A 26,123-nucleotide genomic window follows, 5' to 3' on the forward strand; every position below is an offset into this window, starting at 1 on the left:
CATGACCATTAGAACGCTGTTTGTTGCCCTTTTGGTCTTGGCTACTTTTACTACTTCTATTGCCCAAGAAAACAATGCCGTGGGAAAAATCAGTACACGGTTAGGCGATATTTATATTCTCCTATACGAAGAGACGCCCCATCACCGGGAAAGTTTTATCCAACTGGCATCATCAGGATATTGGGACTCCTTGACCTTCAATAGGGTGATTCCCAATTTTGTCGCTCAAGGAGGCTGCCCTGATACTGAAGAAGGATTCAATAATCCAGAATACCTCCTAGATCCTGAAATCCTGCCAGAGCTAAAACATACCTATGGTGCTGTAGGTGCAGGTAGAGACGCCAATCCTGAAAAAATTTCGGCAAGATGCCAGTTTTACATTGTACAAAACAAAAATGGGTTGCATAGATTGGACGGTGACTATACTGTTTTTGGAGAGGTTATCCGGGGAATGGAAGTAGTAGACAGCATCGTCCATCAGAAAAGAGATGAGAAAGACCAACCGGTACAGGATATCCCTCTCAGAATAAGCATCCTTTACCTCAGCCCTTCTGAAGTCAATGACCTGAAAAACAAATAAACTAATCCTTTTAATCTACCGCATCATGGATAAACCAATAAAAATTCTTGTAGTAGGTTGTGGAAACATGGGGGCTTCCCATGGAACCGCCTACCATCAAATGCCTGAATTTGAAATCTGCGGTCTTGTATCAAGAGGAGAAAGTAAAAATAAACTGAACCAAAAATTAGGGGGAAATTATCCACTTTTTGATGATTATGAGGAAGCAATCACATGCACTAATCCAGAGGCCATCTGTATTTCTACCTATCCAGATACCCATGAGGAAATTGCGCTCAAGGCATTGGCATCAGATTGCCATATTTTTATAGAGAAGCCATTAGCCGACACCATTGAAGGATCGGAGCGAATTATCAAACTCGCAAAGGAAAAGCACAAAAAAGTTGTTGTTGGCTATATCTTGAGGCATCACCCATCTTGGGAAAGATTTATTTTGGAAGCCCAAAAACTTGGTAGTCCCTTGGTGATGCGGATGAACCTGAATCAACAGAGCCACGGTTTTATGTGGGACGTCCATAGGAATTTGATGAAATCCTTAAGCCCAATAGTGGACTGCGGTGTGCATTATATAGATGTCATGTGTCAGATGACAAGGTCAAAGCCCATTTCTGTCTCAGCCATTGGTGCGAGGTTAACGGATGAAATCGCTGAAGACAATTACAATTATGGTCAGCTGCAGATCAGGTTCGAAGACGGTTCCGTGGGTTGGTATGAAGCAGGATGGGGCCCCATGATCTCAGATAATGCCTTTTTTATCAAAGATGTATTCGGCCCTAAGGGAGCTGTTTCAATCGTCGCCAAAAAAGCAGGTGCTGCAGGAAAATCAGATGATGTGGATTCCCATACCAAAACAGAAAGTATTAAAATCCATAAGGCCGATCTGAATGAAAAAAATCATTTTATCCATCAAGATATTTGGATTGATATGCTTGATGAACCTGACCATCAGGAATTGTGCAATAGGGAACAAAGGTTCTTCCTAAGATCTATCAAAGAAAACATAAATCTCGATGAACACTTGGAAGATGCCTTGAATAGCTTAAAAATAGCATTTGCTTGTGATGAATCTGTGAAATCAGGAAGAATGGTTTATTTATAATCCTTTGGATCATTAAGAATTAAGCCTCATTGAGCGTTTTTTATTCCATTTTTGAATAGCCTTTTGAATTCAAGCGATTTGGCCAACAGGATTTATTCATTGAGCAATACCTATTTCTTAAAGGATTCAGGTATATATGGCAAAAAAAAAGACAGCTAAAAGCTGTCCATCTATTTTTATCTTGCCGGTTCGAATACCGCTTGACTTACACTTGCCGGAGGATTGATATCAAAAGGTTCGGATGAAGAACTTGGAATCGGTGCATTGGCAAACAAAACAAGTTGTCTTTCTTTTACTTCATTCACATTCAATATTTTGATCGTAACAATTGGCAACGAAGATGTACTGCCGTCAGTTCTTGTCCTTACACTGACCACTTCAAAAGCTACCATTCCCAAATTATCTCCTTGAAGATTTCCTTCTAATGGAGAATAATTGATACTGACATCGCTGTCATATACTATGGCAAGAACAGTAGATCCTACTAACATTTTCAATCCTGTGGCCCGTATCGGTGTCACATTAGGGATTTCATCTAATAATACTTCTCTATCATCATCCACATTCGGAGACCCAAGTCCAGGGCCTGGAGCCAAATAATTCTGGGCACCATTAGCGGTAGGGCCTGCGTTTACCCAGGTATTTGGAATGGTTTTCAATGCAAACCATCCTTCATCTCCCACTTGTCCTGTGTATAAATCTATAGTTTTACCTTCATTTTCTCTGAAATACCTCAATTGATCTCTTAATCCTACCCTAGCAATTTGATCATTGACATCTGTATCACTGAAATTATTTGGCTCGTTTCCATTATCAATACTGTCCTCATCTATTACCAACAAGACTGCTTGACCTTCAGAACCTGATGGAGTATTGTCTTCAGATTCGGACATACAGCTTCCCAGTAAAATGAATATCAACAAGCTATAAATACTAATTCTTTTACTTTTCATTGCATTAATGGATTTAGGATTATTTGGGGAAAAACCTTTACCAATAAATATGCCAAAACTTCTTAATTAAGACATTGCTAATTGTTTACTTTACATAAAAAACTTTATTTATTTGATTATCAGTTTATTATATTTTTATAAATTAAATTATTTTACTAAAACATTTTCTCTTGCCGGAAAACAAAACCCCATCTTTTTTAACTTTCACTTTCTTGGTTCCTTATCTGTTGTTTTTCAATTCCCAAGACAATTCAGTAATAATATGAATCTCATTAAAAAATTCTGTTAGGGTTGAATTTATTGTTCCCTATGTACTATAGAAGCATGGTTTCTGAGGACCATCTTATTTTCTTCAGGGACTAGACAAACTATATAATTATCTATGCCAATGAAAATTAAACACCCAAATACCAAAATGAAAATCTAAGGATAACCATCCAGAAACAGGAAAGACAACAAAACAGAAGATTATTTTATTATTCTCTAAAAGATCAAAAATGTATTCTTTTCAAACCTCTTCATCTTTTACTTCAAATAAAAGCCTATTTACAGCAAGATAATCAGGCATTTGGAATACCTAATCACCACCAAACTTTCCGAACCAAGTTCAATTCACTTAATTTCTTTGAAAAAAAACAGTTTTGGGTAAAAATTTGTGCACATTTTTTTTTGCATTTCATAACTAAAAAAAATACACTTATGGAACTTTATTTGGTTTTATGGGTTTTCAACAAAAAATAATTTTTTGTATTATGATTTTTTTTATGATTTTTACCGCAGCTACGAACTGCAATCAAAATTACGGTTTAACATTAGATCCTTAAAAAATGAAAACAATTCTACATAAGAATGTACGAAGCAGGATGCTTTGGCTATTCTTACTAACCATGCTCAGCGTAAAGGCATTTTCTTTAGAATTAGAGAAAAATGACTTTTTTATTGTTTACGATGCCGCTACACTGAGCAATCTTCAGATCAGTGAAGGGAGGTTACAACCAAGATTCAACCCAGGTATTACAAATTACCAGGTTGAGGTAGGTTATTTTGCCTTCACCATCAATGTAACACCTACTGCTATGGACTCCCGATCCAGGATTTTTGTATCAGGAAAAGAAACAAATAGTGGTGTTACCTCAAGCCCTATACTTTTATACCCTGGCATGAATGAAATACCAGTTGAGGTAAGAGCTAGTGATGGGTCAAGTAATACTTATTTTTTATCCATCACTAGAAATGCTCCGACCGTAGAGGAATTGGCAAATCTAAGAGTTAGACCACCCGCTGTCTGTAATCCTGATAGTCCGGCTTACGATGAAGATGTCTGCCTAGCGGCAGCAAAAGACGATGATGGAGATGGCGTTCCTGACTTCTTGGATTTATGTCCAGGAACGCCAGCAGGAGTACCGGTGGATGAAACAGGCTGTCCTGATTCTGACAGAGACGGAGTGCCTGATACTGTCGACTTATGTCCAAACACACCCGAAGGAGAAGCTGTGGATGCAAATGGATGCTCCATTTCTCAAATCGACACAGATGAAGATGGGGTTCCTGACTATCTTGACCAGTGTCCTGATACCCCTGCCGGTGAAGAAGTGGACGAAAATGGCTGTGCTCTTTCCCAAAAAGATTCAGATAATGATGGGATTACCGACGATCTAGACCAATGTCCTGATACGCCTGCCGGAGAAGCGGTAGATGAAAACGGTTGTGGCCTTTCTCAAAAAGACACTGACGGTGACGGAATCACTGATGATATTGACCAATGTCCTGACACGCCTGCCGGTGCTGAGGTAGACGAAAACGGATGTGCACTTTTTGAAAAAGATTCTGATAATGATGGCATTACCGACGATTTAGACCAATGCCCTTATACCCCTGCTGGTGAAGAAGTAGATGAAAATGGTTGTGGTCTTTCCCAAAAAGATTCTGACAATGATGGAATTACCGACGATATTGACCAATGTCCTGATACGCCTGCCGGTGCTGAGGTAGACGAAAATGGATGTGCACTTTTTGAAAAAGATTCTGACAATGATGGCATCACCGACGATAAGGATCAATGTCCGGACACCCCTGCCGGTGAAGATGTAGATGAAAATGGTTGTTCCCTTTCACAAATCGACACAGATGGTGATGGGGTTCCGGATAGTATTGACCAATGTCCTGATACGCCTGATGGTGCACAAGTTGACCAAAACGGCTGTGCGCTTTCTGAAAAAGACTCAGACAATGATGGAATTACCGACGATAAGGATCAATGCCCGGATACCCCTGCAGGTGAAGAAGTGAATGAGAATGGATGTTCTATTTCACAAGTCGACACAGATGGCGATGGGGTTCCGGACAATATTGACCAATGCCCAGATACTCCGGCCGGTTCACAAGTTGATGCAAACGGCTGTGCGCTTTCCGAAAAAGACTCAGATAATGATGGAATTACCGACGATAAGGATCAATGCCCGGATACCCCTGCAGGTGAAGAAGTGAATGAAAACGGTTGTTCTATTTCACAAGTCGACACTGATGGTGATGGGGTTCCGGACAGCATTGACCAATGTCCTGATACTCCAGCTGGTGCCCCAGTAGACGAAAACGGATGTGCACTATCTGAAAAAGACTCAGACAATGATGGTGTTACCGACGATAAGGACCAGTGTCCTGACACTCCTGAAGGTGCCGAAGTAGACGAAAACGGCTGTACTCCTGCACAGAAAGATTCGGATGGTGATGGCGTAACAGATGACCTGGATCAGTGCCCTGATACGCCTGAAGGTGCGGAAGTGGACGAAAATGGTTGTGCACTTTCCCAAAAAGATTCGGATGGTGATGGTGTAGCAGATGATATTGACCAGTGTCCTGATACCCCGGTAGGTGCAGAAGTAGACGGAAACGGTTGTGCTCCTGCCCAGAAAGATTCGGACAATGATGGTATTACCGATGATTTGGACCAGTGCCCTGATACGCCTGAAGGTGCAGAAGTGGACGAAAATGGTTGTGCACTTTCCCAAAAAGATTCTGATGGTGATGGTGTAGCAGATGATATTGACCAGTGTCCTGATACCCCGGTAGGTGCAGAAGTAGACGGAAACGGTTGTGCTCCTGCCCAGAAAGATTCGGACAATGATGGTATTACCGATGATTTGGACCAGTGCCCTGATACGCCTGAAGGTGCGGAAGTGGACGAAAATGGTTGTGCACTTTCCCAAAAAGATTCTGATGGTGATGGTATCAACGATGACCTTGACCAATGTCCTGATACTCCTGAAGGTGCGGAAGTAGATGAAAATGGCTGTGCTCCTGCCCAGAAAGATTCGGACAATGATGGTATTACCGATGATTTGGACCAGTGCCCTGATACGCCTGAAGGTGCGGAAGTGGACGAAAATGGTTGTGCACTTTCCCAAAAAGATTCTGATGGTGATGGTGTAGCAGACGATATTGATCAGTGTCCTGACACCCCTGATGGTGCGGAAGTAGATGAAAATGGCTGTGCTCCTGCTCAGAAAGATACAGATGGTGATGGTGTAACTGACGATTTGGATCAGTGTCCAAATACCCCTGAAGGCGTAGAGGTAGATGAAAATGGTTGTGCTTCTTCAGAAGTTGATTCTGATGGTGATGGCGTGACTGATGACATTGATCTTTGCCCTAACACCCCGGCAGATGCTGAAGTGGATGAAAACGGTTGTGCACTCTCACAAATAGATACCGATGGTGATGGTGTAACCGATGATATAGACCAGTGTCCTGATTCTCCTGAAGGGGAAGAAGTCGATGAAAATGGCTGTGCCCCTTCTCAAAAAGACTCTGATGGTGACGGTGTGACCGACGACTTGGATAAGTGTCCAGATACTGTTGAAGGTGCTGCAGTAAATGAAAATGGCTGTGCCTTGTCTCAGCTGGATTCTGATGGCGATGGCGTAACTGATGACCTGGACCTTTGCCCTAACACTCCTGAAGGAGAAGAAGTCGATCAATATGGATGTTCTGTCAACGAACCTGAAATCACCTTGGTGGTAGATTTTATCGATGCTGATATGATTGAAGTTCCTTGGGGAACTACCCTAGAACAAGCTGGTTTACCAACAGAAATCTGGGTGATTACTGAAAGTGGTGAAATGTATGCCTTCCCTATCGTTTGGAATAATGAACCATACAATCCATATGAAAATGGACCATACACCCTCACAGGAACTATTCAGCTACCAAACAGTTGGGAGCCTACTTTTGACAGAATCCCTTCTATTACCATACTGGTTCTACCAAAAGAAGCTCCGGAAGATTTGATTTTGAGCAATAACATCTTCAACCATACTACCACAAGTTCCCCAATTCTCATTGGAAACTTCACTGTGGTAGATCCAGTGGATGATGTACATATCCTTGAATTGGCTCCTGGAGTGGCGGATAATGACCTGTTCACCATCATTGACGGAGAGTTATACTGGAACAATTCGGATTTAAGACCTGGCCAAACACAATTTACCATTGTGGTGAAGGTAACAGATAGAGAAGGTAACATCTTGGAAAAGGAATTCACTATCGTCAGAAGACTTGCGGATCTCCTAGGAGATATTGCAATCCCGAATACCTTCACACCAGATGGAGATGGCATAAACGATGATTGGGGAATTCCAATCCTGAAAGTATATAAGGCTACAAGGTTACATATTTATGAGCGTGGAGGGCTTCGTGTATTCTTCACTGATGACCCTGACAAAAGGTGGGATGGTACCTATCTAGGCAAGGTACTTCCAATAGGAACCTACTACTATGTCATTGAAGTAGATGACAGTAAGGAATCAAGAAAAGGAATATTGAATCTACTCAGAAAAAATTAACACGATGAAACTTTTAGCATTCAACCATATATATAATCCTGTCAATGCACTCAAGAGTGCGTTGACAGCAACCTCAGGAAAAGTAAAGTTCAGCTTTACCCTATCAATTATCATAATGATGTGCATGGTCATGGAATCTAATGCACAATCAAGAAAATACCTGAGCCAGTTCAACCAACTTCAAAGCTACTTCAACCCGGCTCTTACAGGGTATGAAGGCTCTGTAGTCAGAGGCTTGGTCCGAAATCAATGGTCAGGATTTGAGGGCTCTCCTCAGACTTACTTCCTGTCTGCAGAAATCGACCCAATGGAAATGAGTGGTTCTGAAGATGCTGCACTTTTGGGTAACACTGCTGCTGGCCTTCACCTTCTGCATGATTCTTTCGGTCCTTTTAGACAAACTGAAATGTTGCTGAGTTATGGTGCAAGGGTAAGAATATCCAGAACTACCAACCTCAGATTAGGTGTTGCAGCTAACTACAGCAGTGTCCGCCTCGATGGAAATAACCTGACCACTGAGCAGATCAATGACCCAACGGTAAACTCTTACCTGAATCAGTTTGCCACCATGCAAGTGATGGATTTCAATGCCGGTCTGGCCATTACCCATCAAAACTATTATTTCTCCTATGGATTTCAGAATGTGGCAAATGGCAGGGTCAACAGAGGTGATGTATTTATAAAAGAAAAACCTTTTGTTAATGTCTTCCAAACCGGATTTAGACAAACACTTTCCTCACAGTTTACCATTTTGACTAGCATGATGTACAGAACTCAAAATGACCTTCCCTACAACTTTGAAGTCAATGTAAAATTGATGGCTTTGGATAAATTTTGGGTTGGCGTCGGACACAGGACTGATTATGCCAACAGCTATCAATTTGGCTATTTGATGGATAATATCAGGTTTGGTTACGCCTACGAAGTACCTGTAAGCAAGTCATACTTAATTTCCAATCCCTCACATGAATTTATGGTGTCTTACTACCTTTTCAAAAAGGGTGGTAACAAGGCCACAGCTAGTTCCATAATATGGTAACAAGACAGTTTTAAGTCATTTTTTAGAGCAGGTTATCTCCTTCGTAGCTTTATTTTTTAATGATTGCAGCACAATTTTGTAACCTTTGGGGGATGCCTGCTCTTATTTTTTTAATTTTTTTTCTTCTTTTTCTCTTTTCAAGTCTTCAACATTGGAAAGAAGCAAAAACAATCAAGATTCCTACTCCATTGACATACCTCTATCGAAGGATGTCATTTGATAGGTTTTCTATGAAAAACGCCAAAAAAAGACTTGCATCAACCTTGCACCTTATACTTATTAAGATATTGACTGGGAGAAATGCCCATCATGCCCTTAAACTGACGATTGAAATTGGAAAGGTTATTAAACCCAGATTCATAACCTACTTCCGAAATATTGTGCCGCTCTTCCAATAAAAGCTTACAGGCATAGCCTATCCTGATCTCATTCAAAAATTTGGAATAGTTCTTCTTCGTATGCTTTTTAAAAAATCTGCAAAAAGCAGTTGGATTGAGATTGGCAACATCGGCCACCTCTTCCAAACTGATGTTTCTCCGGAAATTATTAAAAGTAAAAGAATATACTTTGTCAATACGGAGATCTCCTGATTTCTCTCCAGGATGGGTAAATCCCTGAGTACTTAACAGTTCATAATCTGTACACTGCGCAAGCTTTTGCAGCATCAACATCAATAAATACAACCTATGAAAACCTTCAGCCTGATGAATAGCCAGCATCATTTCTTTTACTTCCTCATTACTTTCATGGAATACAATTCCTTGACCTGCCCTATCCAATAATTGTTGGATTTGTAGCATCTCTGGTATTTGTAAAAATTCAACTCCGGCAAAATCCTTTCGAAAATGCAGGGTAATCGCCTCTGCCTGTAAACCACTTCCTTTTTCAAAATATACCGGATCATTTTGCCACATATGGGGTAAGGCCTCCCCTATCAAAACCAAGTCACCAGGCGCAAAAGGCTTGATACTATCTCCAATAAATCTGGTTCCTGTAGACTCCAAAATATATACCAGCTCAAATTCAGGATGATAATGCCAGACATTTAGGAAATGAGGATAAGAATGTTTCGCAGATACAAAAGACCTGTCGAAGGGATTTCTTCTTTCAAGCAATTTTGGTTTCATATCATAAAAATTGTCACTTTTTTTAAGATAACAAGTATTTGCGCTAAAATAATACGCAAAATATGCAACTCTTGAGTAGCCTTGAGGTGATTAAATTGTTCAATTTGTATTATGCCATTACAAATCACTGACTACACTATCAAAGATGTGCGGTTTCCAACTTCCAAAGAAAAGCACGGTTCGGATGCCATGAACCCTGATCCGGATTACTCCGCAGCCTACATCATTTTACATACCCAAGACCCTGATCTCAAGGGGCATGGCCTGACTTTTACCATCGGAAGGGGCAATGAAATCTGTTGTGCTGCATTGGAAGCCCTTATTCCTCTGGTTTTGGAATTGAATCTGGAAGATATTACCCATAATATGGGAGCATTTTACAGAAAGATAACAGGAGACAGCCAAATAAGATGGCTTGGTCCCGAAAAAGGCGTAGTACATCTTGCTGCTGGAGCCTTGATCAATGCTGTTTGGGATCTTTATGCCAAATCAGCACAAAAACCACTTTGGAGATTGATCGCAGATATGAGTCCACGGGAGTTGGTAAGCTGCATCGACTTTACCTACATTACCGATGTCCTGACTCCTGAGGAAGCAATACAGATGCTCGAATCTCAGGTTGATGGTAAAAAAGAAAGAATCAATTTCCTTATGGAAAATGGCTATCCAGGCTATACCACTTCCGCAGGATGGCTGGGTTATTCTGATGAAAAAATCAGGACGCTTTGCAGAGAAGCTGTAGAAGAAGGCTGGACACATATCAAAATGAAGGTGGGTTCTGACCTGAATGACGACATCAGGAGGGCAGGTATCATCCGCGAAGAAATCGGATATGAACGACACCTCATGATGGACGCAAATCAAAAATGGGATGTGAATCAAGCCATAGAAAACATGAAATTTTTGACCAAGTTCCAACCCCTTTGGATAGAAGAACCTACAAGTCCTGATGATATTTTAGGACATGCTACCATTGCAAAAGCGGTTGCGCCGATCAAAGTAGCTACTGGTGAACATTGCCAAAATAGGGTTATATTCAAGCAGCTAATGCAGGCAAACTCTTTTGGAATTTGTCAGATCGATAGTTGTCGTGTGGGAGGTGTAAACGAAAACTTGGCCATCATGCTCATGGCAAAGAAATTTGAAATTCCGGTATGTCCACATGCAGGGGGGGTAGGTCTTTGCGAATATGTACAGCACCTTTCCATGATTGACTATATATGCATCAGTGGAACCATGGAAGGAAGGGTAATAGAATATGTGGATCATTTGCATGAGCACTTTATCGATCCAGTGGTCATTAACAAAGGAAGGTACATGCCTCCCACCCTTCCGGGCTATAGTATTGAAATGAAACCGGAAACATTGTACAAATATGATTTTGATTCAGGGGAAGTATGGAAGTAAATGAAAAACTTAACCCTAGAAAATAGAAAGATCTCTACAATCAAGAACCAGGATAATGAAAGAACATAAGAAAAAAACAGTTGTTGTCACCGGTGGTGCAAGTGGTATAGGACTGGCCATCACCAGACTCTTTGCTGAAAAAGGTGATTCAGTGATTTTTTTGGATTACAATTCAAATTCGGGAAATCAGGTTGAGCAAGAAATGAAAGAGAAAGGATTGGATGTTCGGTTTTTACAAACTGATGTTTCGGACTTCAACAGTGTCAAAACTGCCTTTGATCAAATTCCGGAAAAAATGGATGTACTTGTCAACAATGCTGGCATTTCACATGTGGGCAGGCTGGAAGAAACCGGTGAAGAAGATTTTGAAAGACTTTTCCAGGTAAATGTCAAAGGAATTTACACTTGTTCCCATGAAGCCCTTCCCAAGTTAAAAGCTAACGAAGGTGGGAGCATCATCAATATGTGCTCGGTAGCTGCTACCATGGGAATACCTGATCGCTTTGCTTATTCCATGACCAAAGGGGCAGTCCTTTCCATGACACTATCCATTGCCAGAGACTATGTAGCTGATCAAATCAGATGCAACTGCATTTCCCCGGGAAGAGTACATACCCCCTTTGTAGATGGATTCCTGAGCAAAAACTATCCTGGACAAGAAAAAGAGATGTTTGAAAAATTGGCGGCAACACAGCCTATTGGAAGAATGGGCAAACCGGAAGAAATCGCTGCTTTGGTGTATTACCTCGCTTCAGATGAGGCTACTTTTATTACAGGAAGCAATTTCCCGATTGATGGGGGATTTCTGGGACTAAAAGCCTAAAGAAAGTAAAATTAAATTGAGCAATACTTTAAACACACATATATGAAACTGTTAAGATTTGGTGAAACAGGAAGAGAAAAGCCAGGTGTAAAAATAAAAGATAAGTGGTTGGACTGCTCTGGCTTTGGTGAGGACTGGACTGAAGAATTTTTGGAAAATGACGGAATTCAAAGGCTGGAAAAATGGTTGGAAGATGAAGCTGATAATTTAGCCAAAATTGATCCAAACACCCGATTGGGCTCTCCTATCAAGCGGCCATCTAAAATCATTTGTGTAGGTCTGAATTACTCCCTTCACGCCAAAGAAAGTGGCATGCCTGTACCCGACTCTCCAATCCTTTTCATGAAAGCTACGAGTTCCATTTGCGGACCAAATGATCCCATCCTTATCCCAAGAAATTCAACCAAAACAGACTGGGAAGTAGAATTGGCAGTAGTCATTGGTAAAAAAGCTACCTATGTTAACAAAGAGGAGGCGATGGATTATGTAGCAGGATACTGCCTCCACAATGACGTCAGTGAAAGAGATTTTCAACTCCATCATGGCGGTCAATGGGTAAAGGGGAAAAGTGCGGATCATTTTGCTCCCCTAGGCCCTTATCTGGTTACCAAAGATGAAATTGAAAATCCGCACAACCTGCGTTTATGGCTAAAAGTCAATGGCCAAATGATGCAGGACAGTTCTACTTCTGATCTTATTTTTGATATTCCTACCCTTGTTTCCTACATCAGTCAATACATGACCTTATTGCCCGGTGATGTCATTTCCACTGGTACCCCTTCAGGGGTGGGACTTGGTCTCAAACCGCCAAGATACCTTCAGCATGGTGATGTGGTAGAACTTGGAATAGATGGCCTGGGAGAAGGCAGACAGGTTGCTCATGATGTTTTTAACCAATAAGATCAAGAGATGATCAAATAAGAATATACCCTGAATGACATGACCATTGACGCACACCAACATTTCTGGAATTATGATCCGGTAAGAGATGCCTGGATAGATGACAGTATGCAGGTGATCCAAAAAGACTTCTTGCCTAAGGACCTTAAGCCTGAACTGGACAAAAAAGGCATCAATGGCTGCATTGCGGTTCAGGCTGATCAATCTAAGGATGAAACCCAATTCCTGCTTCACCTTGCGAGAGAAAACCCTTGGATAAAAGGTGTAGTGGGATGGGTTGACCTTTCCTCTCCAAATCTTGAAGCACAACTTGAAAGTTATCTGATAGAAGAAAATCTATTTGGCTTCAGAAAAATACTTCAGTCTTTACCGCCAAGTGCCATGGAAGAGAAAGCTTTCTTGAAAGGCATTGGCTTATTGACAAAGTTCGGGTTCACCTATGATATTTTGATTTTCCCAAAGCAACTGGAGGCAGCATTTCAGTTGGCCCGTCAATTCCCGAACCAGGCATTTGTGGTTGACCATATGGCCAAACCTGACATTAAAAATCAGGAATTTGATTTTTGGGCAAAGGGCATTCAAAAATTAGCCTCCCTTCCCAATGTTTATTGTAAAGTTTCAGGAATGGTAACCGAGGCGGATTGGGGGAGTTGGAAAAAGAAAGACTTCATTCCTTATTTAGATCATATCACCCACTACTTCGGAACAGAACGCCTGATATATGGAAGTGACTGGCCGGTGTGCCTACTTGCCGGAACCTATGAAAAAGTTTACGATTTGGTTTATGATTATTACAATGAGTTTTCTGAAACAGAAAAAAAGGCCATTTTCGGAATGAATGCCTGCAACTTTTATGGAATTGAAATATGAACCGTAACAAAAAATCTTGTCCCAAGCTATGAACCTAAATCTTGATAATAAAGTAATTCTCGTTTCAGGAGGAGCAAAAGGTATTGGCGAAGCAATTACCAGAACCATTGCAGCAGAAGGTGGTATTCCGATCATCATTGACCCTTCCCTAGAATTGGGACATAAACTTGTCGAAGAACTCACTTCCAAAAAGCAGAAAGCCCATCTCATCCCATTGAGACTTTTGGAACCCCAACATGCTGAGGAAGCAGTTGAAAAAACCATCGGCAAATTCGGGAGTATTGACGGCGTGGTCAACAATGCCGGGGCAAATGATGGCATTGGGCTGGAATATGGATCTCCTCAGGCTTTCAGAAAATCTGTGGAAAATAACTTGGGCCATTACTATGACCTTGTGCATTACGCACTGCCCCACCTTAAATCCAGCAAAGGAAGCATTGTCAATATCAGCAGTAAAACAGCCGTAACAGGTCAGGGAAATACAAGTGGCTATACAGCTGCTAAAGGTGCCCAATTGTCTCTCACAAGGGAATGGGCTGTAGAGCTACTTCCTTATGGGATACGTGTCAATGCGGTCATTCCGGCAGAAGTCATGACACCTTTATATCAAAAATGGCTGGACACTTTCGAGCAACCGGACCAAAAGCTGGCCCTGATCCAGAACAGAATTCCCTTTGGGAATCGAATGACCACAGCTCAGGAAATCGCAGACACAGTAGTATTTCTGTTGTCCGATCGTTCCTCCCATACTACCGGTCAGCATATCTATGTAGATGGAGGATACACCCATTTAGATAGGGCTATAGGCAGGGAGTAGGCATTTCTTTTCAAACCCAAAAACCTCCCAAATGAAAAACAAAACCCTGATTCCCAAAAACTTACTCATCCCTTTTATCCTGATCACTTCCCTTTTTGCACTTTGGGGATTTGCCAATGACATCACTAACCCAATGGTAGCTGCATTCAAAAGGGTTTTGGAATTAAATAATGTGCAGGCTTCTTTGATACAAATGGCGTTTTACGGGGGGTATTTTACCATGGCTTTGCCTGCAGCACTTTTCATCAAAAAATACAGCTACAAAACAGGTATCCTGATTGGATTGGGTCTCTATGCTACCGGTGCCTTGCTCTTTTTCCCTGCAGCGGCTTGGGAAAGCTACTTTTTCTTTCTGATTGCCTTATATATCCTGACATTCGGTTTGGCGTTTTTGGAAACGACAGCTAACCCATATGTGCTATCTATGGGGCCGGAAGAAACGGCTACTCAGAGATTAAATTTTGCACAGGCCTTCAACCCAATGGGCGCTCTTGCAGGACTTTTTGTAGCCAAAGAATTTATTCTTAACGCCCTTCAGTCCAACAATACTGATACTGAAGGCAATTTGATTTTCAACACCTTGGATGAGTCCGCCAAATCACTTATCAGAACCAATGACCTGATGGTTATCCGTAATCCCTATGTGATGCTCGGGCTTGTAGTCATCGCATTGGCTGTGGTGATCAGCATTGTCAGAATGCCTGAAAATAAATCCAGCAATAACGCCCTGGATTTTTGGCCTTCTATGAAACGTCTAGGCAAAAATTTGAATTTTGTGGAAGGTGTAATCGCGCAAATGTTCTATGTGGGCGCGCAGATCATGGTATGGACATATATTTATCAATATGCGGAAGTCCTTGGGATCGACAATGCTTCTGCTGTCAATTATGCCTACACAGCATTACTCCTTTTCCTTGTTGGTAGGTGGATTTGCACTTATCTTTTACGCTATTTCCTTCCTGCTAAATTGCTGTTATTCTTTGCTATACTTGCAGGTTTCTTTACCCTAGGAGCCATATTTATCCAAAATATTTGGGGACTTTATAGCCTTGTTGGAATTTCATTTGCGATGTCCTTGATGTTTCCCACCATTTATGGTATCGCATTGGAGGGCTTGGGAGAAGATGCCAAATACGGTGCTGCATTCTTGGTAATGGCGATTGTTGGGGGAGCCATTATGCCCACTCTTCAAGGTATAATCTTGGATATTGGAGGATCCGGGTATCAGGACACCTTGATTTTGGGGGTTCCCGAAGTGAATTTCTCATTTATATTACCATGCTGCTGTTTTCTAGTCGTGGCAATATTTTCATTCAGAAGATTAACTGCCAAGCAATCAACATAACTGTCATTTCCTAAAATATTTTACAAACTCCAAAATATTGGGATACATCTGAGTGCTGTTTTCCAAGACCTCATCAACTGTATAAAACCTTATTTCCAAACATTCGGGGCTGGGTTGAAAATCCAAATGGGCAACTTGGGTTTCGTAAACTGCATTGACTATAAACTGCTCTTTTGGATTTTTGGCCGGAAAAAAATAACTGGGTTGCTCAGCAATAAATACAGTGGTTAAACCCATTTCTTCCATGATTTCTCGCGCTATACCAGTTTGGGGACTTTCTCCAAAATCCAATCCGCCTCCAGGAAGTTCCCATAGGCCATTTTCCTCCCTGACCAATAAAAAGCGATTATTTTCGTCCAAAATCAGGGCTTTCACTGAAACCCGATAAAAACAGGCCGGAATAGTAAATTCATTCATTTTAAGATTGATTTATTCATTACACATCCTCCATAGCAATTTCCCGCATCAACCTTCCTAAAATATCCGATCCTGAGATGATCTTTTGATATTTATCAGTCCAAAGAAGGGCAAGGTCCTCATCTATGACATCATCTCCAGGACTTTGAGGCTCAACCCTCCATTTTTCTAAAATTTTACCAATGGGATACGCTGCATCAAAAATAACCAAAGGAATGTGACAAAAATCCAAAGGACTGACCATCTTGTTTCTCAAAAGAAAGTTATTTACAAAAGCAGGAAAGTTCAAGACTTTTCTAGGATGACCATTTGTCTCATCCAGAATAATTATCCACTTTTTACCAGACTTCGCCAGTTCTTTGAGAAATGAATCTTTGGAACTTCTTTTGATAACTGGAAAAACAGGCTTTGAACCTTCGAAGGGCAAAGAAATAATGCTGAGTGGATCTATTTCCTCCCCTTCCTTATATGCCGGTAAGTCATCTAATCTCAAAAAGTTAACTGCCCCTCTTGCTTCCAGTCTATCAAGTTCTGTGTCAGCATTTTCAGCTTGATACTTAAGCAGAGAAATCAATTCAGCCTCCCTAAGCCATGGAACAGGTTCTTTTCCCAAAATATAATCCAATAATAATCCTGTAGGTTTTGAAAGGGGCCAGAGTAGTATTTTGTAAAAATTTAATAAAGGGGAAAGCTTAGCCCCTATTTTCAAAGCATGACGGGTAAAATATGCTTGGGGAAAAATCTCTCCAGCAAGAGTTAGAACAACGGTTGAAAATAAAAATGAGGCAAACCCGTACAATATAGAGTCTGCTAACAGCGTCAATAAAACATTAAAACTTACATTTCCCCATAAGATGGTTGCCAATGTAAAATTAGCATCCTGCCTTAAGGAAAGTACTTTTTGAGCAATGGGAACTCCACCATCTGCTGCTACCTCCAGACGCAATCTGCTCAAACTAAACAAGGATATATTTAGCCCGGAAAAAGTAGCTGCTTTAATTGTGCAAAAAATAATTCCAACCCAAACCCATATTGATTCCATAGAAGGCTTTTGAGGAAAGTTAAAAAAAATGAACTTGAAAAACTATGGATCTGAAATGAATATAAAGAAAAAAAGCGCCCATCAATAAGCGCTTTCCAACATCAAAATCAAGTGATCCATGATCATCGGGGCAGGATTTGGATAAGTCATCTGCATCAAGAAATCCACCGCCTTGGGAATATCCTCTCTCGACAATCCCAGCTCACGGAGATTAAAACCTGCACCCAATTTTTCCTGTAATTCCCTTATCGTTTGGTATGGCAAAGGACCACCAAATATGGCCTGAAAATTTCGCTGTACTCCTTCAGTCAAAAAGTCCCATTGGTATTTCAGTACAAAGGGTAAAAGAAGCGTATGGATTTTGGAATGCTCCAAATTAAAATTGCCCCCTAGAACATGCGCAGCCTTATGATGAAGCCCCATACTTACCTCACAAAGCACTTTTCCTCCTATATAAGCTCCAAACAACAGCTTTTCATTGATTTCCGCTGTCATTACCTTTTCTTGGGATAAGGATCTTAAACCTGCCAACAGATTTTTAAGTCCCAATTCAGCCAGAGAATTTACGATAGGGTTGGATTCACGAGAATACAGTGCCTCCACTAAGTGCGCCATTGCATTAAATGCAGATGGAACTGCCAAATCCAGGGGCATTCCAATAGATAGATAAGGATCATAAAAGACTTTATGAGGATGAACCCTGTCGTCTCTTTTGACGGTTTTCACGCCATTTTGGGAAATACCATAAATATTGGTCATTTCAGATCCAGAATACGTAGTAGGCACTACCCAAAGTTCCGCATTTGAATTCAAAACCAATGCTTTGCCAAGACCAATGGCAGAACCGCCACCAAGACAAAGGATGATATCCACTTCCTTTCCCTCTAAGAATTTACCGGCTTCTTCAACTAAGTCCTGAGGTACGTGCTGAATAATTTTATCGAAGTGAAAAACTCCACCTACTTTTTCAAGATTCTTGATTTTTTCTACAAGTGCGGAATTCCTGCCACTTCCTATGAAAGCGATATTGGATTTACCTTCTGGCAATTCCTCATCCAATGCATCTAAAATTGACTTTCCAAAAATTACCTTTACGGCATGTGTTTTATAATTAAATAAATTCATTAGATTTTGGTTTGATTACAGATTTTGATCAGCCTACCCGCTCAATGACTACGGCATAGCCTTGCCCTACACCCACGCAAAGCGTGGCAATGGCATATCTCTTCTTATTGAGGATTAATTCCTCCACTGCGGTTTGGATAATTCTGGTTCCAGTCATGCCCAAAGGATGGCCCAGGGCTATGGCCCCACCATTAGGATTGATGCGCGGGTCATTATCTGATAGCCCCCATGCCCTGATACATGCCAAAGACTGAGCAGCAAAAGCTTCATTGAGTTCTATCACATCCATATCTTCCCAGCTAAGTCCTGCCTTAGCAAGGGCTTTATTTGCAGCTTCCACGGGACCAATCCCCATAATTCTCGGCTCCACTCCAACTACTTGGGAACTCATAATTCTTGCTTTTGGCTTTAATCCGTATTTTGACACTGCATCTTCAGAAGCAATCAGCATAGCAGCTGCACCATCATTGAGGCCGGATGCATTCCCAGCAGTAACTGTTCCCTCCTTTTTGAAAGCAGGTTTCAACGCTGCAAGTTTTTCCAAGGTAGTATCTTCACGAATAAACTCATCCTTTTCAAAACGAAGAGATTCACCTTTTTTGGAAGGCAAATCAACTGGTACTATTTCCTTTTCAAATCTTCCATTTGCCCTTGCTTTAGCTGCTTTCAACTGACTTTGATAAGCAAACAAATCTTGATCCTCCCTGGATATACCATACATATCTACCAAATTCTCAGCCGTGATACCCATAGGATCCACACCGTATAACTTCTCCATTTTAGGATTAACAAACCGCCATCCAAAACTGGAATCATACATTTGAGCGTCATTGCCAAAGGCTGAGCTTGGTTTGCCGATGACATATGGCCCTCGGGTCATATGTTCTACCCCTCCTGCAATAAACAAATCTCCATCTTCGGCCATGATGGCTCTCTTTGCATGCACAATTGCAGATAGACCTGAAGAACAAAGTCGGTTGACAGTTTCTCCTGGAACGGTTACCGGAAGTCCTGCAAGCAAAGATGCCATCCTGGCCACATTCCGATTATCCTCCCCCGCTTGATTATGGCAACCCAAAATCACATCATCTATGGCCTCTTTTGGGAGGTCTGGCAATCTTTCCATCAGTGCTTTGATCACATAAGCAGCAAGATCATCTGCCCGCATAGAGGATAAGCTTCCTTTAAATTTTGAAATTGGTGTCCTTACGGCATCGATGATATATACATTTCTCATTTTTGGGTCTGGCTATGCGCTATAGATGTTCTTTGTTGAAGATCTCTCAATACATTTAAATATTCCAATGGTGGTTCTTCTGCAATACTCAAGTTTTCAGAAATTTTTAAATCCCATCCTGTCTGTGCTTTTACCTCCTCAATGGTCACATTTGGATAAATAGCGGTCAATTCAAATTCTTTTGTTTCTGAATTGGGTCTCAAAATCCCCAAATCTGTGATGATAAATTGAGGTCCCTCTCCAGTGATTCCCAATTTTTCCCTTTCATTTCCGCCATTAAGATACCCTGCTGAAGTGATGAAATCCACTTTATCTACAAAAGCCCGACTATTATGCTTCATGATCACAAAGGTTTTCTTCGCATTGGAAGCAATCTCCGGTGCGCCACCAGCTCCAGGTAGACGGACTTTGGGTTTCTTGTAAGGTCCAATTACAGTAGAATTGATATTCCCGTATTTGTCAATCTGTGCTCCACCTAAAAATCCAACATCCACTTTTCCACCCTGTAGCCAGTAATTGAATATTTCAGGTACTGACACAACAGTACTGGCTGTATCTGCCAATATATCATCCCCAATGGAAAGCGGCAACACAGCTGGTTTGGTATCAATCGTACCGGATTCATAAACTAAGACTATATCGGGGGCATGCGTCAATCTGGCAAGATTACATGCCGTACTTGGAAGGCCTATGCCTACAAAACAAACTTCGCCGTTGTGAAGCAAACGGGAAGCTGTAATGATCATCATTTCTTCTTTGGTATATTCCATAGAATTATTGGATAGCTGCTTGATTGGGGGATTTTAAGATTTTTTGGAAAGAACATTTGTTTCTATCCATTCCTTGAAGATTTCTAGATTTTTTGAGATTTCATCCCATTGCTTGTAAAAACTATTGTCCCGCTTATAATAACCCATGGCATAAGAGGGATGAGCACCTTTAGGGGCAACAGCAATACCTTTCACCAACCAATGAGGGATGACAACACCTTGATTATGGGTATCCAATTCATCCACCACTTCTTCTACAGTCACCAGCACCTTTTTTGAAGCATAGACTACTTCTTTTTGGACGCCGGTGATGCCCCATATTTTAACATTTCCTTTTTTGTCAGCCTGTTGGGCATGAATAATCCCCACATCAGGTCTTATGGATTTGATAGCGGCCAACTGTTCCCCTGTAAAAGGACAGGTAACCCACTTGATATAATCAGGATTTTCTTTGGCCAAGTCCGTGCCGGTATATCCTCTCAATACCCCAAAAGGCAAACCTGAAGCTCCCGCTTGATAAGCACAGGCCATGGCAGCATGACTATGTTCTTCAATTTCCAGAGGAGCAGGAACCCCCTTTTCAACGGCATCCCTAAGGCGGTAAAGTGAACCTACACCGGGATTACCTCCCCAGGAGAAAATCACCTTTTTTACCAGTCCCATACCTATCAACTGATCATAAATCAAATCAGGCGTCATTCTGATCAGGGTCAGGTTTTTTTTGCCTTGTCTGATGATTTCATGACCCGCCTCAAAAGGTATCAAATGGGTAAAGCCCTCCATAGCTACTTGGTCTCCGTCTTGGACATGGTCCTGAATCAAAACAGCTAAGGGTTGAAATTTATCAAGCATAAATTTTCTTTGGTCTATTAATGAAGGAAAATCCTTAAAAAGCCTCGATTTGAGGCTTTTTAAGGGGATTAACTATTTCATTATTTATTGAGATATTTAGGAAGTTGAATTGCCTCCAAAGGCTTCACGATTTCAGACCTTCTAGATTCAAAAACAGGTGGAAGCAACAATTGATGTCCCAAAAGGTCTGCAGGCTCATCTATGGCAAACCCAATATCAGAAGTGGCATATTCAAACAATACACCGGAAGGAGTCCTGTTGTATATAGAATGGAAGTAATTCCTGTCCTTCAATTCAGTCACATCTGTATATCCAAAACCTTCAATGTAAGCTTTCAGTTCCAGGTTGTGCTCATCCTTTTCTGTAGCAAAAGCAATATGATGTGGTATACCTACTCCAAAAGTCCAGGAACCTTGTTCCATATCAGGTACATGATGTAGCTCAATGGTTTTCATCGCTCCTCCATTCTTTATATGATAACGGTGAAAATTTCCATCATGACCGACTTTTTTGAAGTTGAGCATTTTGGTCATGTAAGCATCCATCTCAATAATATCCCTCGTGCGGATGGTAGCACCAAAAATCCCCCTGATACCGTTCTCTTTTGAAATTTCATCTGTTTGCCAGGCATTTCTGTGGTCATTGTCTTCACCAACCACTGCCATACCGATTCCTGATCGGTCTTCAAAAGTGATCATTTTTTGACCAAAGCGTTCGATGATCCCAGAATTTTCCACTCCATGGTTTTTGAGATGCTTTACCCAAAATTCCAGAGAATCAGTGGGAACTGAAAAGGATGATGTCTCAATTTGGCCAGAGCCCCTTCTTCCATGTACACCGGCTTTTTTAAAAGGGAAGGTGGTCCAAACCGAGCCTACTTCTGCATCTGCATTGGCATAATATAGATGATAAATACTCGCAGCACCATCGAAAAGTACAGTTTGCTTGATCATCCGCATACCCAGCACTTGGGTTACAAAATCAATATCTTCTTGGGCTGAGCCCACACTTACAGTAAGGTGATGAATACCTTTGATGTATTCAGCTGGATTAGTCATTTGGTTATGGGTTTAAGTTATTTATTATTGATTCCAACTTAACCCATCTTCCAGATGTTTTCTTTTTTGGCCTGTTTACTGGCCAATCACCTGATTTATTAATTTACTTTAAGCTTTTAAGCCTTCTTGGCCAGTTTTTTTTTCAGCATACTCAAAAATTCCGGCGTAATCCCCAGATAAGAGGCAATGTATTTTTGGGGCAAAAGCAACTCAAGCTTAGGGTAGTTTTTGACAAAGGTGAGGTATTTTTCCTCCGCAGTGTAAGAAATATTCCGAATGATTCGTTTTTGATGACTGACCAGAGAGTTTTGGAACAGAATTCTGAAGTATTTTTCAAAATCCGGACTTTCTCCACATAGCGCCTCAAAACTTTCTTTGTCTAAAATCAAAACCTCTGTGTCCGTCATCGCTTTGATAGTATATGTCGATAATTTACCCGTCATAAAACTATCTAGATCTCCTGTCCACCATTTATCCAGACCAAATTGCAACACGTGGTGAAAACCTTTATCATCGGTAAAAAAAGTCATCAGGCATCCTTTTCTGATAAAAATAAAAGGCGAGACTACTTCCCCTTTCTTCACCAAAATCTCATTTTTCTTAAACCTTTGATATTTGGCAATGTTGAAAAACTTCTGCAGCTCTTCTTTTTCAAAAGGCACATAGTTTTTGAGATTTTCTATAACATCAGGGAAATTCATGTGAGCAATATAAATGCTTCTTTCAATTTTTCCTTGTTACAGCTGAATAAAAACCTTTGAACTTAAACCTGCACTAATTTCCATCTGCCTTTTCTAAAAACCCAAGTGCTGATGATTGCATGTAAAGAGTGACTGATCGCAATAGCCACAAAGACACCTGTTGCACCCCAACCCACATATTTGGCCAGGAAATAGGCCAAAGGAATTTGGAATCCCCATAGAACAGCTAGATTGATAATAGTGGGTGTTCTGGTATCTCCTGCCCCATTCAAGGATTGACTCATCACCATGCCGTATCCAAAGAAAACATATCCCAGACAAATGATACTCAAACCCAGTCTTCCCACTTCAATCACACCAGGTTCTTCATTGAAAATACCAATAAACATTCCCGCACCACTGATGAAAATGATAGAACAAATCCCCAGAAAAATTGCCGTAAGATGGGCTGAAAACCAGGCCGCCTTTTCCGCTCTTGCAGGCTGTAAGGCACCTAGGTTCTGTCCTACCAAAGTTGCAGCGGCATTCGAGAATCCCCAGCCTGGAAGCAAGGCAAAAATGATCAACCTCACTGCAATTGTATATCCAGCCAAAGCAATGGAACCTGAATCAGAAATAATCCTCATCAAAAAGATCCAGGATGCTGATTCAATCAGGAATTGTCCCATCCCGCCGGAAGCTACTTTCAAAATGGTCAAAACAGTAGACCATTTCATTTTAAGGCTTTCCCAAGAAAATCTAATGATCGAGCCTCCCTTGAACAATACATAAAACTGGAAACACACGCCCAATCCCCTTCCTATCGTAGTGGCCCAGGCTGCTCCTTCAAGACCAAAGGCGGGAATTGGGCCTAAACCAAAAATCAAAATGGGATCAAGAACAATATTGAAACCGTTAGAAATCCACAAGGCCCTCATGGCGATGGCGGCATTGCCCGCACCTCTAAAAATACCATTGATCAGAAAGAGCAACATCACAAACACATTACCGGCAAAAATGATCTGGGTATAGCGGTACCCGGAGGCTATCACGTCTTCTTCCCCTCCCATCAGTGCCAGCATATTCTTGGCATTGAAATAGCCAATTACCGCAACAGCAAATGCAAAAAAGGAACTTACAATAATCGCCTGAAAGGCTGCAGCAGAAGCTTCTTGGGGTCTTTTTTCGCCAATTCTCCTTGCTACTATAGCAGTGGCTGCCATGCTCAATCCTATGGAAATGGAATAAATAATGGTCAGAACAGACTCTGTTAATCCAACAGTGGCCACTGCATAGACTCCTAATTTGCCGACAAAGAATATATCCACAACTGCAAAAAGAGATTCCATCAGCATTTCCAAAATCATTGGCACAGAAAGGTAGAAAATGGCTTTTTTGATGCTGATTTTGGTAAAATCCTCCTCCTTACCAGCTAAGGCTGCTTTAAAATGCTGGAAAAATGTCCTGAAAGTCATAGTAGCCTTTTATTTCTTGTTAAGAAAGTGCCCCATGGGATAGGTATCTATCCCGAATTCAATAAAATTTTAGAAACGATTACAAAACCGCACACAAAGTTGACCGAAAAAAACACCAAGTACAACACATGAATGGGGGAATTTACAACAAGTGTCCTCTTTAAAATAAAAGTCTGAAAATATACCCTTGCTTTTAAAAACAATTTGCCAATTTTAGGAAGTTATAATTTGAGATCTATTATATCAATTTTGAATCAATCAATAACCTTTAAGAATAAACTATGAAAACCTACTACGATCCTGAAGACCTGAAGAAGTTTGGCAAAATAGGAGAATTTCAAAAATCCATGGCTGATAAATTTTTCGCCTATTATGGTGAAGTATTCAAGGAAGGAGCTTTGACAGCCAGGGAAAAATCCCTCATTGCGCTGGCAGTAGCCCACGCCATTCAGTGTCCGTACTGCATAGATGCTTATACTGTGGACAGTTTGGAAAAAGGTTGTGATGAAGAGCAAATGATGGAAGCTGTTCACGTCGCTGCTGCCATTCGTGGCGGGGCTTCATTGGTCCACGGAACACAAATGATGAACAAAGTGAAAGAACTATCCATGTAATGAAGTCATTAAAAGCACAGAATCACCCCCTTGCCAATTCACAGTACGAACTAGAACTTCTGGAATCCCCTGATTTTCGACACAGTTTTGAACAGAAACTGACAGCATCAGGTCTATTCCCATTTAAACCTACTCAGATTGAGATCCTTCAACTCAACTTGGGCAAGATGTGCAATCAGGTCTGTAAGCACTGCCATGTTGATGCCGGTCCTGACAGGAAGGAAATCATGACCAAGGAGATCATGGAACATTGCCTTGAAGTGATTTCAAAACAGCCTATCAAGACAATCGACCTGACAGGTGGCGCACCTGAATTGAACCCAAATTTCAGATGGCTTGTCACTGAAATCAGGAAAATCAATCCCGAAATCCACATCATAGTAAGGTGTAACCTGACCATCATTTTGGCCAATCCAAAATACCATGACCTTCCGGAATTTTTCAAAGACCAAAAAATCGAGGTAGTCTCTTCTCTACCTTATTTTACGGCTATGAAAACAGATGCCCAACGTGGAGATGGGGTATTTGAAAAATCCATCAAGGCCCTTCGGATGCTCAATGAGATCGGATATGGCATGCCCCAAACCGGGCTCTTGTTGAATTTAGTGTATAATCCTTCCGGTGCCTTTCTGCCTTCCTCCCAAGAGGGTTTAGAGGTTGAATTCAAAAAACGATTGGGCAATCAGTTTGGAATACAGTTTAACTCGCTATATACCATCACCAACCTGCCCATTAGCAGGTTTTTGGAATATTTGCTCAGAAGTGGAAATTATGAGTCCTACATGGAAAAACTCATAGAATCCTATAATCCTTTGGCTGCCACCAACGCTATGTGCCGCAATACGATTTCTGTAGGCTGGGATGGTTTTTTGTATGATTGTGACTTCAATCAGATGTTGGAATTAAAAGTTGCCTGTGGCAATAGTCAACATATCAAAGAATGGAATGCAGCAACCTTACAACAGCGAGAGATCATCGTCAACCAACATTGCTTTGGCTGTACTGCAGGTGCAGGTTCCAGTTGTGGTGGATCGACTGCTTAACAATTAGGT

General features: G+C 41.2%; 23 protein-coding genes. 12 read left to right on the plus strand and 11 right to left on the minus strand.

Annotation, left to right across the window (positions count from 1 at the left end):
• Position 1: 1 nt before the first annotated feature.
• Positions 2-580, plus strand: coding sequence for a peptidylprolyl isomerase (locus ACFFIP_RS01550; RefSeq protein WP_382385804.1), 579 nt, complete (start codon positions 2-4; stop codon positions 578-580).
• A gap of 25 nt (positions 581-605) precedes the next feature.
• Positions 606-1,679: a Gfo/Idh/MocA family protein gene (locus tag ACFFIP_RS01555; RefSeq protein WP_382385805.1), complete on the plus strand. Its 1,074-nt coding sequence runs from the start codon at positions 606-608 to the stop codon at positions 1,677-1,679.
• Between the two features lie 176 nt (positions 1,680-1,855).
• On the opposite strand, the gene ACFFIP_RS01560 is transcribed toward ACFFIP_RS01555, so the two are convergent.
• On the minus strand, positions 1,856-2,632 hold the full coding sequence (locus ACFFIP_RS01560; protein WP_382385806.1) for a hypothetical protein: 777 nt from the start codon (positions 2,630-2,632) through the stop codon (positions 1,856-1,858).
• Positions 2,633-3,459: 827 nt separating this feature from the next.
• On the opposite strand from ACFFIP_RS01560, the gene ACFFIP_RS01565 reads away from it, so the two are divergent.
• Complete coding sequence (locus ACFFIP_RS01565; protein WP_382385807.1) at positions 3,460-7,473, plus strand: thrombospondin type 3 repeat-containing protein; 4,014 nt, start codon at positions 3,460-3,462, stop codon at positions 7,471-7,473.
• A 4-nt stretch (positions 7,474-7,477) separates the two neighbouring features.
• Positions 7,478-8,512 (plus strand): PorP/SprF family type IX secretion system membrane protein, encoded by a 1,035-nt coding sequence (locus ACFFIP_RS01570; protein ID WP_382385808.1) that lies wholly within the window; start codon positions 7,478-7,480, stop codon positions 8,510-8,512.
• 257 nt (positions 8,513-8,769) lie between these two features.
• Here ACFFIP_RS01570 and ACFFIP_RS01575 read toward each other — a convergent pair whose 3' ends face one another.
• Complete coding sequence (locus ACFFIP_RS01575) at positions 8,770-9,639, minus strand: AraC family transcriptional regulator (protein WP_382385809.1); 870 nt, start codon at positions 9,637-9,639, stop codon at positions 8,770-8,772.
• Between the two features lie 111 nt (positions 9,640-9,750).
• Between ACFFIP_RS01575 and ACFFIP_RS01580 the strand changes: the two genes are divergently transcribed.
• Genes ACFFIP_RS01580 through fucP form a run of 6 tightly spaced genes read left to right on the plus strand, consistent with a single transcriptional unit; the run spans position 9,751 to position 15,801 of the window.
• Positions 9,751-11,046: an L-fuconate dehydratase gene (locus ACFFIP_RS01580; protein WP_382385810.1), complete on the plus strand. Its 1,296-nt coding sequence runs from the start codon at positions 9,751-9,753 to the stop codon at positions 11,044-11,046.
• A gap of 55 nt (positions 11,047-11,101) precedes the next feature.
• Entirely contained in the window at positions 11,102-11,869 is a 768-nt protein-coding gene (locus ACFFIP_RS01585; RefSeq protein ID WP_382385811.1) for an SDR family NAD(P)-dependent oxidoreductase, read from the plus strand.
• A gap of 42 nt (positions 11,870-11,911) precedes the next feature.
• A complete protein-coding gene (locus ACFFIP_RS01590; protein ID WP_382385812.1) occupies positions 11,912-12,769 on the plus strand; it encodes a fumarylacetoacetate hydrolase family protein in 858 nt (285 codons plus the stop codon).
• A 39-nt stretch (positions 12,770-12,808) separates the two neighbouring features.
• Complete coding sequence (locus ACFFIP_RS01595) at positions 12,809-13,639, plus strand: amidohydrolase family protein (protein WP_382385813.1); 831 nt, start codon at positions 12,809-12,811, stop codon at positions 13,637-13,639.
• 28 nt (positions 13,640-13,667) lie between these two features.
• Complete coding sequence (locus ACFFIP_RS01600) at positions 13,668-14,456, plus strand: L-fucose dehydrogenase (protein WP_382385814.1); 789 nt, start codon at positions 13,668-13,670, stop codon at positions 14,454-14,456.
• A 31-nt stretch (positions 14,457-14,487) separates the two neighbouring features.
• Positions 14,488-15,801 carry an L-fucose:H+ symporter permease gene (gene fucP / locus ACFFIP_RS01605; protein ID WP_382385815.1) on the plus strand — a complete coding sequence of 438 codons (1,314 nt, stop codon included), beginning with the start codon at positions 14,488-14,490 and terminating at the stop codon, positions 15,799-15,801.
• 3 nt (positions 15,802-15,804) lie between these two features.
• Here the strand turns inward: fucP and ACFFIP_RS01610 are convergent, their stop codons facing one another.
• The 9 genes from ACFFIP_RS01610 to ACFFIP_RS01650 form a co-directional block, all read right to left on the minus strand.
• Positions 15,805-16,218, minus strand: a complete 414-nt coding sequence (locus ACFFIP_RS01610) for an NUDIX hydrolase (protein ID WP_382385816.1) — start codon at positions 16,216-16,218, stop codon at positions 15,805-15,807.
• 19 nt (positions 16,219-16,237) lie between these two features.
• The gene (locus ACFFIP_RS01615) at positions 16,238-17,260 is read right to left on the minus strand and encodes a DUF21 domain-containing protein (protein WP_382385817.1); all 1,023 of its coding nucleotides are present in this window, start codon (positions 17,258-17,260) and stop codon (positions 16,238-16,240) included.
• An 81-nt stretch (positions 17,261-17,341) separates the two neighbouring features.
• Positions 17,342-18,385 carry a maleylacetate reductase gene (locus ACFFIP_RS01620; protein WP_382385818.1) on the minus strand — a complete coding sequence of 348 codons (1,044 nt, stop codon included), beginning with the start codon at positions 18,383-18,385 and terminating at the stop codon, positions 17,342-17,344.
• 28 nt (positions 18,386-18,413) lie between these two features.
• Positions 18,414-19,622 (minus strand): 3-oxoadipyl-CoA thiolase, encoded by a 1,209-nt coding sequence (gene pcaF / locus ACFFIP_RS01625; RefSeq protein ID WP_382385819.1) that lies wholly within the window; start codon positions 19,620-19,622, stop codon positions 18,414-18,416.
• Positions 19,619-20,392 (minus strand): CoA-transferase subunit beta, encoded by a 774-nt coding sequence (locus tag ACFFIP_RS01630; protein ID WP_382385820.1) that lies wholly within the window; start codon positions 20,390-20,392, stop codon positions 19,619-19,621. The genes pcaF and ACFFIP_RS01630 overlap by 4 nt, the downstream gene beginning before the upstream one ends.
• A 33-nt stretch (positions 20,393-20,425) precedes the next feature.
• Positions 20,426-21,244, minus strand: a complete 819-nt coding sequence (locus ACFFIP_RS01635; protein ID WP_382385821.1) for a CoA transferase subunit A — start codon at positions 21,242-21,244, stop codon at positions 20,426-20,428.
• 80 nt (positions 21,245-21,324) lie between these two features.
• Positions 21,325-22,302, minus strand: coding sequence for a VOC family protein (locus ACFFIP_RS01640; protein ID WP_382385822.1), 978 nt, complete (start codon positions 22,300-22,302; stop codon positions 21,325-21,327).
• A 116-nt stretch (positions 22,303-22,418) separates the two neighbouring features.
• On the minus strand, positions 22,419-23,003 hold the full coding sequence (locus ACFFIP_RS01645) for a Crp/Fnr family transcriptional regulator (protein WP_382385823.1): 585 nt from the start codon (positions 23,001-23,003) through the stop codon (positions 22,419-22,421).
• 62 nt (positions 23,004-23,065) lie between these two features.
• Positions 23,066-24,457: an MATE family efflux transporter gene (locus ACFFIP_RS01650; protein ID WP_382385824.1), complete on the minus strand. Its 1,392-nt coding sequence runs from the start codon at positions 24,455-24,457 to the stop codon at positions 23,066-23,068.
• Between the two features lie 281 nt (positions 24,458-24,738).
• Here ACFFIP_RS01650 and ACFFIP_RS01655 point away from each other — a divergent pair, with 281 nt between their 5' ends.
• Both ACFFIP_RS01655 and arsS read left to right on the plus strand, forming a co-directional pair.
• Complete coding sequence (locus tag ACFFIP_RS01655) at positions 24,739-25,071, plus strand: arsenosugar biosynthesis-associated peroxidase-like protein (RefSeq protein ID WP_382385825.1); 333 nt, start codon at positions 24,739-24,741, stop codon at positions 25,069-25,071.
• Positions 25,071-26,114: an arsenosugar biosynthesis radical SAM (seleno)protein ArsS gene (gene arsS / locus ACFFIP_RS01660; protein WP_382385826.1), complete on the plus strand. Its 1,044-nt coding sequence runs from the start codon at positions 25,071-25,073 to the stop codon at positions 26,112-26,114. Before ACFFIP_RS01655 ends, arsS begins: the two co-directional genes overlap by 1 nt.
• Positions 26,115-26,123: the final 9 nt, after the last annotated feature.

The sequence above is a fragment of the Fontibacter flavus genome, assembly GCF_042432905.1.
In the GTDB taxonomy this organism is placed as follows: Bacteria; Bacteroidota; Bacteroidia; order Cytophagales; family Cyclobacteriaceae; genus Fontibacter; species Fontibacter flavus.

What these genes read in the sequence shown, in the direction of transcription:
- ACFFIP_RS01550 (WP_382385804.1), top strand. Translation starts at nt 2, where the DNA reads ATGACCATTAGAACGCTGTTTGTTGCCCTTTTGGTCTTGGCTACTTTT.
- ACFFIP_RS01555 (WP_382385805.1), top strand. Translation starts at nt 606, where the DNA reads ATGGATAAACCAATAAAAATTCTTGTAGTAGGTTGTGGAAACATGGGG.
- ACFFIP_RS01560 (WP_382385806.1), bottom strand. Translation starts at nt 2,632, where the DNA reads ATGAAAAGTAAAAGAATTAGTATTTATAGCTTGTTGATATTCATTTTA.
- ACFFIP_RS01565 (WP_382385807.1), top strand. Translation starts at nt 3,460, where the DNA reads ATGAAAACAATTCTACATAAGAATGTACGAAGCAGGATGCTTTGGCTA.
- ACFFIP_RS01570 (WP_382385808.1), top strand. Translation starts at nt 7,478, where the DNA reads ATGAAACTTTTAGCATTCAACCATATATATAATCCTGTCAATGCACTC.
- ACFFIP_RS01575 (WP_382385809.1), bottom strand. Translation starts at nt 9,639, where the DNA reads ATGAAACCAAAATTGCTTGAAAGAAGAAATCCCTTCGACAGGTCTTTT.
- ACFFIP_RS01580 (WP_382385810.1), top strand. Translation starts at nt 9,751, where the DNA reads ATGCCATTACAAATCACTGACTACACTATCAAAGATGTGCGGTTTCCA.
- ACFFIP_RS01585 (WP_382385811.1), top strand. Translation starts at nt 11,102, where the DNA reads ATGAAAGAACATAAGAAAAAAACAGTTGTTGTCACCGGTGGTGCAAGT.
- ACFFIP_RS01590 (WP_382385812.1), top strand. Translation starts at nt 11,912, where the DNA reads ATGAAACTGTTAAGATTTGGTGAAACAGGAAGAGAAAAGCCAGGTGTA.
- ACFFIP_RS01595 (WP_382385813.1), top strand. Translation starts at nt 12,809, where the DNA reads ATGACCATTGACGCACACCAACATTTCTGGAATTATGATCCGGTAAGA.
- ACFFIP_RS01600 (WP_382385814.1), top strand. Translation starts at nt 13,668, where the DNA reads ATGAACCTAAATCTTGATAATAAAGTAATTCTCGTTTCAGGAGGAGCA.
- fucP (WP_382385815.1), top strand. Translation starts at nt 14,488, where the DNA reads ATGAAAAACAAAACCCTGATTCCCAAAAACTTACTCATCCCTTTTATC.
- ACFFIP_RS01610 (WP_382385816.1), bottom strand. Translation starts at nt 16,218, where the DNA reads ATGAATGAATTTACTATTCCGGCCTGTTTTTATCGGGTTTCAGTGAAA.
- ACFFIP_RS01615 (WP_382385817.1), bottom strand. Translation starts at nt 17,260, where the DNA reads ATGGAATCAATATGGGTTTGGGTTGGAATTATTTTTTGCACAATTAAA.
- ACFFIP_RS01620 (WP_382385818.1), bottom strand. Translation starts at nt 18,385, where the DNA reads ATGAATTTATTTAATTATAAAACACATGCCGTAAAGGTAATTTTTGGA.
- pcaF (WP_382385819.1), bottom strand. Translation starts at nt 19,622, where the DNA reads ATGAGAAATGTATATATCATCGATGCCGTAAGGACACCAATTTCAAAA.
- ACFFIP_RS01630 (WP_382385820.1), bottom strand. Translation starts at nt 20,392, where the DNA reads ATGGAATATACCAAAGAAGAAATGATGATCATTACAGCTTCCCGTTTG.
- ACFFIP_RS01635 (WP_382385821.1), bottom strand. Translation starts at nt 21,244, where the DNA reads ATGCTTGATAAATTTCAACCCTTAGCTGTTTTGATTCAGGACCATGTC.
- ACFFIP_RS01640 (WP_382385822.1), bottom strand. Translation starts at nt 22,302, where the DNA reads ATGACTAATCCAGCTGAATACATCAAAGGTATTCATCACCTTACTGTA.
- ACFFIP_RS01645 (WP_382385823.1), bottom strand. Translation starts at nt 23,003, where the DNA reads ATGAATTTCCCTGATGTTATAGAAAATCTCAAAAACTATGTGCCTTTT.
- ACFFIP_RS01650 (WP_382385824.1), bottom strand. Translation starts at nt 24,457, where the DNA reads ATGACTTTCAGGACATTTTTCCAGCATTTTAAAGCAGCCTTAGCTGGT.
- ACFFIP_RS01655 (WP_382385825.1), top strand. Translation starts at nt 24,739, where the DNA reads ATGAAAACCTACTACGATCCTGAAGACCTGAAGAAGTTTGGCAAAATA.
- arsS (WP_382385826.1), top strand. Translation starts at nt 25,071, where the DNA reads ATGAAGTCATTAAAAGCACAGAATCACCCCCTTGCCAATTCACAGTAC.